At 58.0% G+C, this 13,378-nt stretch carries 17 protein-coding genes and 2 pseudogenes; 18 read left to right on the top strand and 1 reads right to left on the bottom strand.

Features of this window, described 5'->3' with window-relative positions; all coding sequences use genetic code 11:
* Positions 1-206: 206 nt before the first annotated feature.
* The 16 genes and pseudogenes from FVF58_RS43705 to FVF58_RS43630 form a co-directional block, all read left to right on the top strand.
* Positions 207-875, top strand: a pseudogene (locus FVF58_RS43705) (IS110 family transposase); the annotation flags it as partial.
* 49 nt (positions 876-924) lie between these two features.
* Positions 925-1,266 (top strand): tyrosine-type recombinase/integrase, encoded by a 342-nt coding sequence (locus FVF58_RS43700; RefSeq protein WP_246217478.1) that lies wholly within the window; start codon positions 925-927, stop codon positions 1,264-1,266.
* A 150-nt stretch (positions 1,267-1,416) separates the two neighbouring features.
* Positions 1,417-1,659 carry an AbrB/MazE/SpoVT family DNA-binding domain-containing protein gene (locus FVF58_RS43695; RefSeq protein WP_149675822.1) on the top strand — a complete coding sequence of 81 codons (243 nt, stop codon included), beginning with the start codon at positions 1,417-1,419 and terminating at the stop codon, positions 1,657-1,659.
* A complete protein-coding gene (locus tag FVF58_RS43690) occupies positions 1,659-2,054 on the top strand; it encodes a type II toxin-antitoxin system VapC family toxin (RefSeq protein WP_149675821.1) in 396 nt (131 codons plus the stop codon). Before FVF58_RS43695 ends, FVF58_RS43690 begins: the two co-directional genes overlap by 1 nt.
* 80 nt (positions 2,055-2,134) lie before the next feature.
* On the top strand, positions 2,135-2,428 hold the full coding sequence (locus tag FVF58_RS43685) for an H-NS histone family protein (protein ID WP_149675820.1): 294 nt from the start codon (positions 2,135-2,137) through the stop codon (positions 2,426-2,428).
* A gap of 16 nt (positions 2,429-2,444) precedes the next feature.
* Positions 2,445-2,987 carry a hypothetical protein gene (locus FVF58_RS43680; RefSeq protein WP_188131136.1) on the top strand — a complete coding sequence of 181 codons (543 nt, stop codon included), beginning with the start codon at positions 2,445-2,447 and terminating at the stop codon, positions 2,985-2,987.
* A gap of 527 nt (positions 2,988-3,514) precedes the next feature.
* The gene (locus FVF58_RS43675) at positions 3,515-3,748 is read left to right on the top strand and encodes a hypothetical protein (RefSeq protein WP_149675819.1); all 234 of its coding nucleotides are present in this window, start codon (positions 3,515-3,517) and stop codon (positions 3,746-3,748) included.
* A gap of 15 nt (positions 3,749-3,763) precedes the next feature.
* Entirely contained in the window at positions 3,764-3,982 is a 219-nt protein-coding gene (locus FVF58_RS43670) for a hypothetical protein (RefSeq protein ID WP_149675818.1), read from the top strand.
* A gap of 324 nt (positions 3,983-4,306) precedes the next feature.
* On the top strand, positions 4,307-4,687 hold the full coding sequence (locus tag FVF58_RS43665; RefSeq protein ID WP_149675817.1) for a hypothetical protein: 381 nt from the start codon (positions 4,307-4,309) through the stop codon (positions 4,685-4,687).
* The gene (locus FVF58_RS52360; protein WP_223191216.1) at positions 4,680-5,426 is read left to right on the top strand and encodes a hypothetical protein; all 747 of its coding nucleotides are present in this window, start codon (positions 4,680-4,682) and stop codon (positions 5,424-5,426) included. The genes FVF58_RS43665 and FVF58_RS52360 overlap by 8 nt, the downstream gene beginning before the upstream one ends.
* A 58-nt stretch (positions 5,427-5,484) precedes the next feature.
* The gene (locus FVF58_RS43655; protein WP_149675816.1) at positions 5,485-5,694 is read left to right on the top strand and encodes a hypothetical protein; all 210 of its coding nucleotides are present in this window, start codon (positions 5,485-5,487) and stop codon (positions 5,692-5,694) included.
* A gap of 88 nt (positions 5,695-5,782) precedes the next feature.
* Positions 5,783-6,586 (top strand): hypothetical protein, encoded by an 804-nt coding sequence (locus FVF58_RS43650; RefSeq protein WP_149675815.1) that lies wholly within the window; start codon positions 5,783-5,785, stop codon positions 6,584-6,586.
* A 65-nt stretch (positions 6,587-6,651) separates the two neighbouring features.
* Positions 6,652-7,122, top strand: coding sequence for a hypothetical protein (locus FVF58_RS43645; RefSeq protein WP_149675814.1), 471 nt, complete (start codon positions 6,652-6,654; stop codon positions 7,120-7,122).
* A 50-nt stretch (positions 7,123-7,172) separates the two neighbouring features.
* The gene (locus tag FVF58_RS43640) at positions 7,173-8,618 is read left to right on the top strand and encodes an IS1182 family transposase (protein WP_149675813.1); all 1,446 of its coding nucleotides are present in this window, start codon (positions 7,173-7,175) and stop codon (positions 8,616-8,618) included.
* Between the two features lie 319 nt (positions 8,619-8,937).
* On the top strand, positions 8,938-10,161 hold the full coding sequence (locus FVF58_RS43635) for a PDDEXK family nuclease (RefSeq protein ID WP_149675812.1): 1,224 nt from the start codon (positions 8,938-8,940) through the stop codon (positions 10,159-10,161).
* Between the two features lie 426 nt (positions 10,162-10,587).
* A complete protein-coding gene (locus FVF58_RS43630) occupies positions 10,588-11,409 on the top strand; it encodes a hypothetical protein (protein WP_149675811.1) in 822 nt (273 codons plus the stop codon).
* Between the two features lie 348 nt (positions 11,410-11,757).
* On the opposite strand, the gene FVF58_RS43625 is transcribed toward FVF58_RS43630, so the two are convergent.
* Positions 11,758-12,495 (bottom strand): SDR family oxidoreductase, encoded by a 738-nt coding sequence (locus FVF58_RS43625; RefSeq protein WP_149675810.1) that lies wholly within the window; start codon positions 12,493-12,495, stop codon positions 11,758-11,760.
* 137 nt (positions 12,496-12,632) lie between these two features.
* Between FVF58_RS43625 and FVF58_RS43620 the strand changes: the two genes are divergently transcribed.
* Together FVF58_RS43620 and FVF58_RS43615 are read left to right on the top strand one after the other, a co-directional pair.
* Positions 12,633-12,956 carry a cupin domain-containing protein gene (locus tag FVF58_RS43620; protein ID WP_246217477.1) on the top strand — a complete coding sequence of 108 codons (324 nt, stop codon included), beginning with the start codon at positions 12,633-12,635 and terminating at the stop codon, positions 12,954-12,956.
* A 51-nt stretch (positions 12,957-13,007) separates the two neighbouring features.
* Positions 13,008-13,256, top strand: a pseudogene (locus FVF58_RS43615) (NAD(P)-binding domain-containing protein); the annotation flags it as partial.
* Positions 13,257-13,378 lie beyond the last annotated feature (122 nt).

Genomic DNA, 13,378 nt, shown 5'->3' with positions numbered 1-13,378 from the left:
AGTTGAAAGCCGCCGCAAGAGTCGGATCGACTCGACTGACCGCAATGGGTGTGCGCCGTGAAAAGGTGGCGCTTTCCAGCGGGTGTAAGTCCCGCCCGGCAACCGCTCCAGCCGGAAGCAACCTATAAGATGCTATGAAGCATGCGAGGCCTCCACGATCTGACGCCTAGAATCAGCGTGTTGACCACGGCTCGAAGGAGAGCATCATGTGCGGAGATCAGGCATACACGACGAGTAACGAGCAACTCGTGCTGGCGGTGTCACTTGAGCTTGCCGCGGCGAAGTGGAAGGTCGCGCTGCGCGACGGGCGGCGGGACCAGCCGGCCGTGCATACGGTAGCGGAGCCGCACGCCGCAGCCCGCCTGCAGGCCGTGTTGGACCTGATCGAGCGGCACAAAGTCAAGTGGGTGCTGCCGGCGGACGTGCGCGTCGTCGTCAGCTACGAGGCCGGGCAGGACGCGTTCTGGATCTATCGCGCGCTGCAGGCGCAACACGTCGAATGCTACGTCGTCGACCCGGCGAGCATCCCGGTGGAGCGGCACAAGCGGCGCGCAAAGACCGACCGGCTCGATGCGATCAAGCTGGTAATCAATCTGCGCGCGTGGCTGCGCGGTGAGCGCGACCGGATGCGCGTGATCCGGGTGCCGTCGCCACAAGACGAAGCGTCGCGCCATCTGATGCGCGATCGCGGCCAGTTGCAGAAGGAGGAGCTACAGCACCGCGACCGGATGCGCAAGCTGTTGGCCACGCTCGGCTGTTGGGACGATGTCGAACATAAGGACTTCGCAGCAGGCTCGCCCGCGGCGCCCTCGCTGTATCTATCTGGCACACGAGCGCACAATCGCGGCATTCGACCGCTACATAGACTGGCGTTACCAGCGTGGTGCTGGCGCCGCCCTGGATCGTCGGGAGTATCGCGGCCTCATGCCTTACACTCGGTTGATCCTCACGCAGAAAGGCAGCGCGTTCGAGCTGAGCGTTAAGCGGCGGATCAACTTCGATGGTGAGACGGTCGAATACCTCGCGGCCGACAGCCTTCAAAGCTATGTCACCGGTCTGTACCGAGCCGCTGGCCTCGGTGCCGGTCATAGCAGCCACAGTGGTCGTAGGACGTTTGCGAGCCGTCTGGTTGCGCAGGGCCACTCGCTCGACACCGTGCAGTTGCTGCTCGGCCATTCGCATCTGGATCATGTCTCCCCTTATCTGGAAGTGTCCACACGCGAGCGGCGTGAAGCCATGGCAGCTTTCGATGACGACTGGGATTGACGGTCTGTCAGAGCAAGGCTCGGGATGCACTGAAGTTTATGCTTCAGCGGCCGATATAGCTGGACAGGGAGACTAAAAAATCACATCCAGACCTTGATTTCCCTTTTGCCTTACCTTAAAGTAAGGAATATCGAAATCAAGGAGAATGCAATGGCGTCCGCGACAATTACGTCGAAGGGCCAGGTCACGATCCCGGTCGGCGTTCGGAGCGATTTGGGGTTGGGAACCGGCGACAGAATCGAATTCGTCCTCAATGAGACCACCGGTCGTTATGAGATAGTCCCCGCGACGAAATCCGTGGAATCGCTCAAGGGGCTTGTAGGGAAGCCGGCCAAGCCTGTGTCAGTTGAAGATATGAATGCTGCCATCGCTGCGCGCGGAGCCGGTGCTTAATGATCGGTCTCGATACAAACGTGCTAGTCCGTTACATCGCCCAGGATGACGCAGGGCAATCGCCGAAGGCGAGCGCACTGATCGAGTCGCTGACGGCCGACGAACCCGGCTACGTAACGCAGGTTGCAATAGTCGAAGTCGTGTGGGTTCTCTCCAGCTTGTACGCGGCGGATCGTGACCAGATTGCAAAAGTCGTTGAGGGCCTTCTTCGAACTAAAGAGTTGAGCGTCGAAGCTGCCGAAACAGTTTGGAAAGCTCTTCGCGTGTTCACTTCCTCGAAGGCCGATTTCGCGGACTGCCTAATCGAGCGCGCTTGTCATGATGCACATTGCGCATACACAGCAACGTTCGACGCGAAAGCCGCCAAGTCGGCTGGCTTGCGGTTAATCAAGTAAGGCGGAAAAGCTGGTGTGACAGTATTCCAAACGTCGCGCTACGAGCGTGAGACATTCAAGTGAACAGACTGGAGAAATGAGTGGCAAGCTACCGTGAACTTCTGAAGCAACGTGAGGCACTGCAAAGCCAAATTGACGCCGCACAAGAGCAGGAAGTGACTGCTGCGATAGAAAAGGTTCGCGAGATCATCAACGAGTACTCGCTGACGCCGGAGCAGGTATTTGCTCAACCCAAAGGCAAGCGTGGGCCGAAGCTGGGGACCAAACCGGCGAAGTATCGCGATCCGGTGTCCGGTGCTACATGGGGCGGCATGGGACGCGAGCCGCTTTGGATCAAAGGGCAGTCGCGCGAACAGTTTTTGATTAACCGCTGAGCCCACGGAAAAGCAAGTGCCCGACCTCTACTCATTGGCTCCTCCGATCAGCCGCCACGAATACCTAAAAGCCGCGTCTCCCCTCAAGATCGACTGCCACTCCCCACTTGAACTGCGGAAAGCTGTCGAGCAGTTGGCTTACTATTTCAAGAGGGAGCTTGGATTTGATTTCGTCCAGTTTGAGGCCGCAGAAACGGAAGCGTCTATTGGGTTTGTCCGATATGAGGCTCACTTGTTTTACGAGACTGCCTACGACCACATAGTCGAGGACGAGGCGACGCCACATCGCATTTTCGGGGCATGCTGTTTTCGATGGCGGGAGTGGACTGATCACGCCCCAGGCTGGTCAATGGATTGGGTATGGATGCACCCGTACTTTCGCCGGCGGGGTCATCTACGACAGGCGTGGGGATCGTTCCAGCAGCACTACGGAGACGAGTTTCACGTTGCTCCGCCTCTGTCCATCGAGATGGAAGCGTTTGTTAAAGCAAATAAACGCGCCGTGAAAGATACGCTACGCATGCGCTTCATGCGGACGACTCGACGGGCCTCGGCCTGAAGGAGCGGATTCGCTCGTCGCTCTTGACGGTAAGCGGTATTGCTCGTGGTGTGCGGCAGTCCATGAAACACCGTCAGGCTCAATGCGTGTGCAACCGCCCAGTCCGGGCCGTATGACCGACAACTACTGTGGATGCTTTGTCGAAAGCCCCGATATCAGCGGGCGTCGTAGCAAGCGTAGCCCCGATCTTTGCGCTTTACGCGGTTGTTCAGATAGTACGTGCGCCATTTGCTGCGGCGGCCAGCGTGAGCAAGTGGGAGCGCGAACGCGCTGTAAAGAAGTTGACGAAACAGTTTGCTAAAGAGCAGGCGCGAAGTGCAGCGCAGGTCGAAAAACGTCGGGCGCAGCGTGAGGCAACGGCCAGTGTTACGAAACCGATTCAGTCTCACACGCTTGAGGAGGCGGAACCGAAGCATGGACAAGAGATTCGTAGGGCGCTCGCTATGCTAGGGTTGATCGGTTTGGGGTTGCTCCTGCTCGTCGTATTTGGTGGGGGACGCTAACGAATCGCTAACCACGGAAAAGCCATGACACCCCTCGAAGTAGCTCGCCGCTCGAGGGAGGAAAGCGGATACGTCGGTCGAGGCGGTGTGATCGTGCTGTTTAACGGCGACGTGCAAAGCTGGGTCAACGTGCTGCGAAACCCAGACCACTGGCAACCCGGCTGCATCGCAGCTGATGAGGCAGGCCGCACGTGGACGACAATTGCGGGCAATCAGGGTGACGGCGCGCTGATGTGGCTGCCCAACGATCCCGTATAGGAAAAGAGGCCAAAAGTGAAGCGACAAAATACGCCTAAGAATTGGATCGACATCGCTATCACGGTCAGTGGCGTTGAGGTAACAGGTTCATATACCCTCGACAAGGACGAGTGGATGACAGTCAGGATGAATGGGGGCGGGTCAAAGCCCGCTCGCGGTGGTCTTGCAGCCGATAGCGTTGCTCGCATGATTCTTGGCGAGTTGTATGCCGAAGCCAATCGAGCGAAAGATTAGGATAAGCGCTCGCGCCCGTCGCGGGCCGCACAGGAAAACGAAGAGCGAGACTAATGATGCACTGGATGTTGACTCCGTACGAACGACTATCAGATCAAGTGCAGCGCGGAATACAACACTTTCTCACAGTCGTCGCACGCTGCCGATGTCGAGAGAACCGCCGCCGCCCAGACGGCAAGCGCGATCGGTAACGTCGTGCTTGGCGTGGGACTGGCCGCAGCAGCAGCAACGCAACCTCAAGTGGTTTGCTGGTACGACAAGTGGGGGCGCCAGTGGTGCCGTACCCAGTGACTTCGGAAAATTATAATGTTCACGGGGGGAACCATGACCAAACGCACCATGCTGCTGGTTGCTGTGTTATGCGTTGCGTTTGTTGATGCCGCGGTCGCTCACGGCGCATACCCTAAAGAGGCAGACATCATGGATCAGGTCAGCATCAACGAAATCGCGATAGCAGACCTGCTGGCTTGCGGCGGTGCCGGAACGGCCGCAGAGCTACATTTACTCACGACGGAGCTTCCAACGCTAGTCAAGAAAAGACTGGACACCAAGCATTTAGACGACCGAGTAAAAGCTGCGGTCAATCTGCAAACACTGGCCGGCAAGCCCAATGCCCAGCGGTGCATCGCGGCGTCGCGTCGCTGGGCCGACGCGGAACTTGAGACATTCCGGATGCTGTATCGGCTCGAACCGCGAAGTGATTAGACTTGTTGTTCGGCGCGACGAGACGTTGGGTAGCGACTTTGCCGGCGTCGTTTGGGTCGCACTGGATGCAAGCAACGGCTGGAAGCTGGCTCTTGGGCAGGAGCTCCAGGCGGCCGGCCACAGCATCGACTGGAACAAGGTGATGGGACAGGAAAACGGGGGGCTACAAACGATGACCGAACGGACAGAGAACTATCGGGGTTATGTTCTCGTCGCACGCGCGGCGGATCTCGGAGCGCGCTGCTGGGCGTGGAAGGACAACACACCGATTCACAAGGCGGTTGGTAGGACCGTGGGCGAAGCGATCGTCACTGCTCGTCGGGCGATCGACGACGAACTCGGTGTTCCGCTGCGGGATGGGGCAGAAGCTGACGCAGCGTACACGGAAGCACTCGTGTCGGTTCTGCCACGATTGACGGCAGCACAGTTGAAAATGCTCCAGGCTCACTATCATGCGCCGGATCGCACTATCACCGCAACGCAGCTTGCCGAGGCGGCAGGCTACGCTTCATACAGCGGCGCAAATCTACAGTACGGATTCATTGGAAAAGCGATCTTGGAGACTTATCCGATGGAGGTAGAGAAACGACGGGATGGTACGCCAATATTCACGTTTGCGCTGGCCGGCGCAGGGGGCGCTGAGCGAAACGGCGATATGAATGACGCCGAGTGGAAATGGAGGATGCTGCCTGCGCTCGCGCATGCGCTCCTCGCGCTGGGCATTGTCTCCGACAAATAGGAAAACTGGCGCGAGAGCGCACCGCACCGACCGGCAGTTCGGGTTTAGAGGATAGCAAATGGATATGGTGAAAGAGAAAGAAGTGTTCATCGTTGATACGACTAAGCAGATTGTTGCGGCACTCAGTGCCGGGCACCTCGCTAACACGACAAACGCCAACTTTCCGAAACCTGCTGAAATTGCGGACCAAGCGTACTGGATCGCAGAGGCAACTTACGAGCGCCTGAAGCACTACGGGTGGATTGGCCGGGCGCGTACCACGGCGTAACGGCACCCTGATCCTTGCCGCTTCAACGAGGCGGCAACAGCTCGTGCACAGGAAGGTGTTCGCAGGCCGCTCGTTTCGACTGCTGGGCATGTCGAACGCAGACGAATACATCCGGAAATTGTCATTTAATTTTACATTGAGTTATCAGATGCCATTATTGACCATCGGGGCCTACCAAAATCCGATTGCGGTTGCAATGCCAGCCGCACCCCTAGCGGCCGCTGCTCCTGCCCTGGCGCCAGGCCAAGGAGACCATGTCTTCGGCGACGTAATTGGAACTATAGAAACTGCGCTGCAATCGATTTTTGGTGGTGGTGCGGGTTGGCAAACACGCATGCAAAAATACAATTCAACGCTTGCTTCGCTTTGGACGGCATTGACGGCGCTAGATTTGGGACACGGCGCGCTGCCGCCAATCGTGAACAGGGCGGGAATGGCGGAGCCTGATGAGCACTCGCATATGTTTGGCGGCTACTCACACCGCTTCCAGTGGCAATTGTGCGAACTGGTGGCCACGGGATTCGTAGCCGGACCTACCGGCGCGAATATTGAAGTTCGCGTGATCGGTGGAGCTACAAAGGCGTGGCGCAAGGGAGTAATGGCGAGGTTTGACGATTTGATCGGTCATCTGGTCGACAGTACTGCGCTCGCCTTCTATATCACAAGTCCAACGGTAATACGTCACGCTGCTGCCTTGGTAAGACACTCCGCGATATCGCTGACAGCGGCGGTAGCCTATACGACTGGACACAACGGTCCGGGAAAACTTAGGGTGAACACAGTGCTGGCGCAGTATGCATCGCTGCGGATCGCGTTCGAATCCATCCTTTTACGGTTGGAGAACGAAGGTGGAACGCGCGCATACAACGCGGTCGATGACTCCTGGTCTTGAGGGGCAACAGAAGTAAGTAGCGAACTGATCTCAGCAGACCGGAAAGCACGGAAAAGCACACGAATATGGGCGTTCTTATCCAGACGGTCGACGACCCGGCGCAAAACACGCCGATGTACTCGACAAACGCCACGGGCGGCAAGACGTGGGGCGGCAGGCACGTATCAGAGTTGACGGCAAGTGACCTGGTCGCAGTTCTCGATTTTTGCCGCCACGAAGCAACCCGTGTAGGTTGGAATGACGCGAACAACGGTCAGACCGACGTGCATCGCAGCAACCCGTTTGATCCCGAGTTGTTGGGCGGTTATCCATATCGGGAATGGACCGCATGCTATCTGCAGGGCATCCGCGAACACGCATTGGCCACCGTCGCGGGCGTGGCGGACTCCAATCTGTCGAAAACAGAGACAGCGCTAATGCGAGGATCGCTAGCTCGTCGCCCAGTATCAAAACAAGACTTTTTCAACACAATCCATCGGAAGCTGTCGTTGATTTGGCGCTTGGTCCAGCGGCCGCATCGGGTCCAGAGTGTGTGAAAACGCATTGATCGCCTAAACTGAATCAACGCACTCAGACCGGGCGACTCATGAAGCGATTCGTTGAAGGCGATGACCGCAAGCAGGTCGCACTACTTCCCGAATGTGTCGACGACTACATCGGACAAGACAACGCGGTCAGAGTCATAGACGCCTTTGTCGACGAGTTGGACCTTGCAGATCTTGGTTTCAACGGTACCACGCCAGCGATCACGGGCCGCCCGTCCTATCATCCAGGTGTGATGCTCAAGATCTATATCTACGGCTACCTGAATCGGATTCCTTCGAGCCGGCGTCTCGAGCGTGAATGTCAGCGCAACGTCGAACTGATGTGGCTAACGGGACGTCTGGCTCCGGACTTCAAGACGATCGCCGACTTTCGCCGTGACAGCGGCGCAGCCATTCGCAACGTATGCCGGCGTTTCGTCGAACTGTGTCGCGGCCTGAAACTGCTATCCAGTGACATGGTGGCCATTGACGGTAGCAAGTTCAAGGCGTCAAACAGCCGCGACAGGAACTACACGGCAAGCAAGATCGACAAGCGTCAGCAGCAGATTGAGGAAAGCGTACAGCGATATCTCGACCTGATTGAAACCGCAGACCGGACCAGTCCAACAGGTTTCGATGTGAAGACCGTTCGCCTGTACGAGAAGATCGCCCGCTTGCGCCAGCAGATGCGTGAGCTCGCACAGGTCAGGAAGCAGTTAGAAAAGCAACCAGACAAACAGCTGTCGATGACGGATCCGGACGCGCGCTCCATGGCAACCAGCGGAAGAGGCTCCGGCATAGTGGGCTACAACGTTCAGGCCGCCGTAGACACTAAACATCACCTGATCGTTGAGCACGAGGTAACTAACGTCGGAAACGATCACGGACAACTCAGCAGAATGGCGCTGTCTGCGAAGGACGCGATGGGCAGATCGAAGCTGAAGGTTGTTGCTGATCGGGGTTACTTCAGCGGACCGGAGATACGGGCATGTAATCTGAACGGCATCAGTGCATACGTTCCCAAGCCACTCACCTCGGCATCGCGGAAGAAAGGTCTGTTCACCAAGGCCGACTTTGTCTACGTGGCAAAAAGCGATGTGTATCGATGTCCTGCTGGCGAGCGAGCCATCCTTCGATTTACTACCGTTGAGCATGAGCTGAATTTGCGGGTTTACTGGCCCAGCGCCTGCCCGCGTTGCCCTATGAAGGAGCGATGTTCACCCAGCGACTATCGTCGCATCCGAAGATGGGAGCACGAAAACATACTGGAAGCCATGCAGCGGCGGCTCGACCGGAAACCCGATGTAATGACCATCCGCCGAAGTACTGTCGAACATGTCTTCGGTACACTCAAGCACTGGATGGGTCCCGCACACTTCCTGACCAGGACGCTCGGACGAGTGAGTACGGAGATGAGCCTTCAGGTGTTGGCCTACAACCTGAAGCGGGTCATGAACATACTTGGCGTTGCGGGAACAATGAAGGCCATGAAGATGGCTGGAAGCTAAAGCCCCGAGGGGCTTTGTTGTGCTAGCGATGTTTGATTAGTGCATGCTCGACGTATCAAACTCGATCGATTCGACCAGCAATCGCGCGCTCAGCGGCAAAAATGACGTTTCCACACACTCTGGGTCGATGAGAGACCAAGGTCATTCGCTTCCAGCGCAAGCGCTACATTGCGCCCACAAATTCACAAACCAACTCGAATTCGGGCAGCGGCACGATGCGCAATAAGGCATCACTGCGAAGTCGTACAATCGGCGGCGTCTATAACATCCGCCCGCGCATACCTGGACGCAGGGCGACTTAAAACCACGAGACCCGCGCATGACCACTTACCTCTACGAGGAGCAGACCTCCAACTCGCCCGCAGCCTTTCAGCCAGTCGCATTGGCCGCTGGGAATGGTCACAACGAACGCTGGCTGCAAGAGCGGATTTTTGAGCTACCTGCGCTACTGCCCATGACCAAGATGTTCGGGCACGGCGAGAGCTTCGTGCCGCTCTGTCGCGAGCTTCCACTGCGTTATGGCTCTTCGAGCGTCTTCCTCGACATCTTGGGCGTTTCCGCTACCGGCCGACTCGTGCTCGTCGAATGCAAGTTGTGGCGCAACCCTGAAGCTCGCCGCGAGGTCATTGCGCAGTTGTTCGAATATGCATCGTTGCTAGCCGAGTGGACGTATTCCGACCTGGAAGCGCGTCTGAAGAAGGCTCGTGGCCTGACTGGCGAGAACCCCATATTCGCCGCGGTCAAAGCCTTGCATCCTGAACTGGTCGAGGGAGCGTTCGTTGACTCTGTAAACCGGTCGCTCGAGCGCGGCGACTTCCTCTGCGTGATCGCAGGCGACGGCATTCGTAGCGACTTGCAGTCGTTGCGCCGGTTGCTCGCTGCGCAGGGCGGTGTGCTGTCTCAACTCGCGCTCGTCGAAATCGGCACGTATCGCGATGCGGTTGGGCGCACGCTTCTCGTGCCGTCCGTCCCGTTGCACACTGAAGTCGTGCAACGCGAGGTGCTCGTGCGCCCTGACGGCGTGCCGCTTGAGCGCGCAACTCCGCTTGAAGAAGTGGCGCCGACGCAAGAGTCCACGGCTCAACCGAAGGCCACCAGCGCGTCAAAGCTTGAGAATCGCGCGTTCTGGGACAAATTCATTGAGCAAGTGAAGTTCGACCACCCGGACCAGACGCCGCCCCGACATGGCGGGAACAACTTCGTGCGCCTGGACCTACCGGGCCCGGTGCAAAGGCTCGTCGCCTACCGGGCGCAGCCGTCGATTGCGGGCCTCTTCGTTAAGTTCCTTGGCGCCGACGGGCTGGAAGCGTTGCAAGCGCTCATTGACGACCAGGCAGCGCTAGAACAGGAAGTCGGACAGCCAATCCGTTTTGAGATCAACGATGGACAGGACGCGGAGCGGGTATCCGGACTCCTGGGCGTTCAGTTTGAAGCCCAAGGAGAGGGGGCTGCACGAGATGCCGAACAGATCGCATGGCTGCTGCGCACCTGCAATTCGCTGGTGAACGCACTTCGGCTCCGCTTAGGCGGTACGGGCGGCTAGAGCCTGCCACCCTTGTGGATCGACAAGTTGATGGCGGCGGTCACAAGGAGATGTCCACGAGCCACAGACACTGCCGTTGAGGACAATGCCGATGGTGTATAGACGAGCCTGCACGGCCGGGTCCCTACAAACGTCGGCATTAGCACCACCTCTTATCGCGTTGTGGTTCGTACTTTACGCCGACGGAACCGGACACGGCTGGGGCCACTTTCGAGCCGCCTAACCAGCGACAAAGCAGTCTAAACTAGTTGTCGCTGTGCATTGGGGGGGCAGCGTACATGAAACTGCAAGTTAAAACGGCATAGATCACCAGCGGCACAAGTCGCATTGGCATGATGCGCACTATGTGATGACAAGCGCCCGGCGCTCGTACTGTCCAAGCGCTTGAAATCCCCGACGTTGCTATTTAATGGAGGACCAGGACCTATGGGCAGAACCCCGAATGATGATCGCAGCGACAGCATGAATCCGAACAACCCTGCGTACGATGCGAGCGAGAGCAATCGGCTAAATCAGATCGGTGCGAACTATGATGATGACGATTACTCGCCAGGCGGCCCAAGTGGATTGTCCTTTTCATACTATTCAGAACCGATGGCACCGGCATCCCCACCGGTGGTCGAGGAACTGGAGCTGATTGTCGCACCGCAGCCGGTTCGCGTTTCGGGTCTGTACTTGCTGATTGTATCGAACGACGAGAAACAGAGATGCGTCAAGGTGGACGCAGGTGCCATCGAGGAAGCAGTCAAAGACGCAAAGACGATCTGGGATAGCAGGCATCTCGCATACCTTGCCCTGTACGACAACAAAAACATCTATCTCGAGCGAACGCGAAGCAAACAGTTCAGCCCGGATGTGCTGCAATCTAGCATCGAACTCGATGAGCTAGAAAAGTTGATCTTGTTTGCGTCGAGCGAGATTAGGTCCGCACGGCGCGCACTTAATCAGGTTGCTGGTTCACCTGATGGACAGCATGCAGTTGCGCGTTTCCTTCGGCGCTATGGAGCTAGTTACTCGGCTTTGCAGGGATTGCGCGCAGAGAGGTCGGAACGGATTGAAGATCTTCGCGCAAGAGGGTACGAAGTCTCCGGAGAAACGGCAGGGGAGTTTGGGCACGAAGGGAAACTGGCAAAAGTCGTGGACGCCAATGCGCAATGGGTACGGGATTTCCAATCTGGAAAAGCAGACTTCGACCCAATGGTCAGAGCCTTCTCTCGTCCAGAGCGCATCCTGGACATCAAGGCATAGCACTCGCCTGGAAATGAATCGCCGTCGGTTTCGTTGACACGTTCAGATGTCCCGGAAAGCGCGGAAGACCGGCCGCTTTTGGAAAGGCGCGATACCCGCTCAGGATTGACTGCGGCCGGCCGCGTCTTGCTGCAATCGGCCAATTGGGGACATCCACGCGACCCAGTTGAGTGGCTGAGTAGTGACAGAAAGCAGCCGGTCATGCGGCCACGTATTGACGAGGAGACGAGGAAAGCTCGACGCTGAAGGATTGGCCGAGTCCAGCGCCAGTCCAGTCCGAACGACGATCGCGCCGCTATTCCAGTTATCCCACGCTACCGCAATCCTGGTCTTCTCGAACGGCTCAACCTACCCCTGCGCAGTGGGTCGGACAATAATCTCGCCCACGTCAACGTCGGCCGGCTGCTCGATTGCAAACGCAATCGCACGAGCGATCGCATCCGGTGACATCGCGAACTTATCCATGGACGCGACGATTTGCGCTTTTACTTCCGGATTCGTCATGGACTCCGCAAAGTTCGTCCGCGTGAAGCCGGGTGAAATGACCGTTACGCGCAGTTTGTCGCCAGCCTCCTGCCTCAAGCCCTCGGAGATCGCACGTACGGCGATCTTCGTGCCGGCGTAGACCGCCATGTTCGGCGTGATGCGATGAGCCGCGGTGGAAGCGATGTTGATAAAGTGACCGAAGCCCTGCGTACGAAAGATGGGCAGCGCAGCCGCGATTCCGTACAGAACGCCTTTGACGTTAACGTCGATCATGTCTTCCCAATCGTCGATGCGCAACTCGTCGAGAGGAGAGATCGGGCCGACCCCTGCGTTGCTGATGAGGACATCGAGCTTGCCGTACCGCTCGCACGCCAGCTTCACGAGGCGGGACAGATCTTCTCGTTGTTTCACGTCCGTGCGCGCCCATGCAGCATCTCCACCCGCATCCGCAATTCGATCGGCTAAAGCCTGAAGGCGGTCCGTTCCGCGGGCTCCCAGCACGACTTTCGCCCCTCGCTCTGCTAGCAGAAGTGCGGTTGCCTCGCCGATCCCGCTACTCGCGCCCGTGATGACGACGACCTTGTCTTTGACTGTCGACATGAGGTGTTCCTTATCGGTTCTCTATGAGAGTGAGGACCATTGCAGGCCGGTAGCACGTCTCGTATGCATCATGTTCGCCCGGCTCTGGCGTTTATTCTATAATCGCCGCAATTTTTTATCGATCGTACGGATTTTCGATGGATCCGCTCTCGGATGTCTTTCACCTGCTCAAAGTCGAAAGCTTGCTGTCGGCGCGGATCGAAGTGTACGGCGCGTGGTCGCTGCGCTTTTCTGCCTATGAGCACATCAAGTTCGGCGGCGTTCTGGAAGGTTCGTTCTGGCTGTGGTTCGAAGACGGTGCGCCGCCGGTCAAGCTGGAGGCCCGGCGATTTCTATCTGCTGACCCGAGGGCAGCCGTATTGCACGGGAAGCGATCCGTCACTCGATCCTGTCGATGGTCGCGAAGTTCTGGCGACCTGCCGTTGTGCAGATGGCATCGTGCGCTATGGCCAAGGCGGTGAGAAGGTAAGCGCAGCGGGAGGCTGAAGTGTCGACTATGGCTCAGATTCTACGTTGCGCACCACACGATCGTCCACATGGGGACGACCTCGCCCGACTACTCGCGCGGACTCGAGGCCGACATTCGCAACGCCGGCGGCAGCTACGTGGAAGCGCCCGTCTCGGGCTCGCGCAAGCCCACCGAGGCAGGCCAGTTCGTGGCGATGCTGGCGGGCGAAGACGCGGCTGTCGAAAGCGTCCGCCCTCTGCTCGAGCCAATGTGCCACCAGACGATTGTGTGCGGCCCGGTTCCGAGTGGGCTTTCCAAGAACCCCTCCCGCACATTCCGGGGATTTCAGGCTGTTCCAGTGACGGCGGGGACGGGCACCAGCTCGCGACCCAGTTCCCTGGCCAGGCACTTGAGGGCCTGTTCCCTGGTTTTGCG

The organism is Paraburkholderia panacisoli (assembly GCF_008369935.1).
Taxonomy (GTDB): Bacteria; Pseudomonadota; Gammaproteobacteria; order Burkholderiales; family Burkholderiaceae; genus Paraburkholderia; species Paraburkholderia panacisoli.
This window is presented reverse-complemented; position numbering and strand designations above follow the sequence as displayed.

Bases quoted from the DNA above. Each gene is read 5' to 3' on its own strand.
- FVF58_RS43700 (WP_246217478.1), top strand. From the start codon at position 925: ATGCCTTACACTCGGTTGATCCTCACGCAGAAAGGCAGCGCGTTCGAG.
- FVF58_RS43695 (WP_149675822.1), top strand. From the start codon at position 1,417: ATGGCGTCCGCGACAATTACGTCGAAGGGCCAGGTCACGATCCCGGTC.
- FVF58_RS43690 (WP_149675821.1), top strand. From the start codon at position 1,659: ATGATCGGTCTCGATACAAACGTGCTAGTCCGTTACATCGCCCAGGAT.
- FVF58_RS43675 (WP_149675819.1), top strand. From the start codon at position 3,515: ATGACACCCCTCGAAGTAGCTCGCCGCTCGAGGGAGGAAAGCGGATAC.
- FVF58_RS43665 (WP_149675817.1), top strand. From the start codon at position 4,307: ATGACCAAACGCACCATGCTGCTGGTTGCTGTGTTATGCGTTGCGTTT.
- FVF58_RS43655 (WP_149675816.1), top strand. From the start codon at position 5,485: ATGGATATGGTGAAAGAGAAAGAAGTGTTCATCGTTGATACGACTAAG.
- FVF58_RS43650 (WP_149675815.1), top strand. From the start codon at position 5,783: ATGTCGAACGCAGACGAATACATCCGGAAATTGTCATTTAATTTTACA.
- FVF58_RS43645 (WP_149675814.1), top strand. From the start codon at position 6,652: ATGGGCGTTCTTATCCAGACGGTCGACGACCCGGCGCAAAACACGCCG.
- FVF58_RS43640 (WP_149675813.1), top strand. From the start codon at position 7,173: ATGAAGCGATTCGTTGAAGGCGATGACCGCAAGCAGGTCGCACTACTT.
- FVF58_RS43635 (WP_149675812.1), top strand. From the start codon at position 8,938: ATGACCACTTACCTCTACGAGGAGCAGACCTCCAACTCGCCCGCAGCC.
- FVF58_RS43630 (WP_149675811.1), top strand. From the start codon at position 10,588: ATGGGCAGAACCCCGAATGATGATCGCAGCGACAGCATGAATCCGAAC.
- FVF58_RS43625 (WP_149675810.1), bottom strand. From the start codon at position 12,495: ATGTCGACAGTCAAAGACAAGGTCGTCGTCATCACGGGCGCGAGTAGC.
- FVF58_RS43620 (WP_246217477.1), top strand. From the start codon at position 12,633: ATGGATCCGCTCTCGGATGTCTTTCACCTGCTCAAAGTCGAAAGCTTG.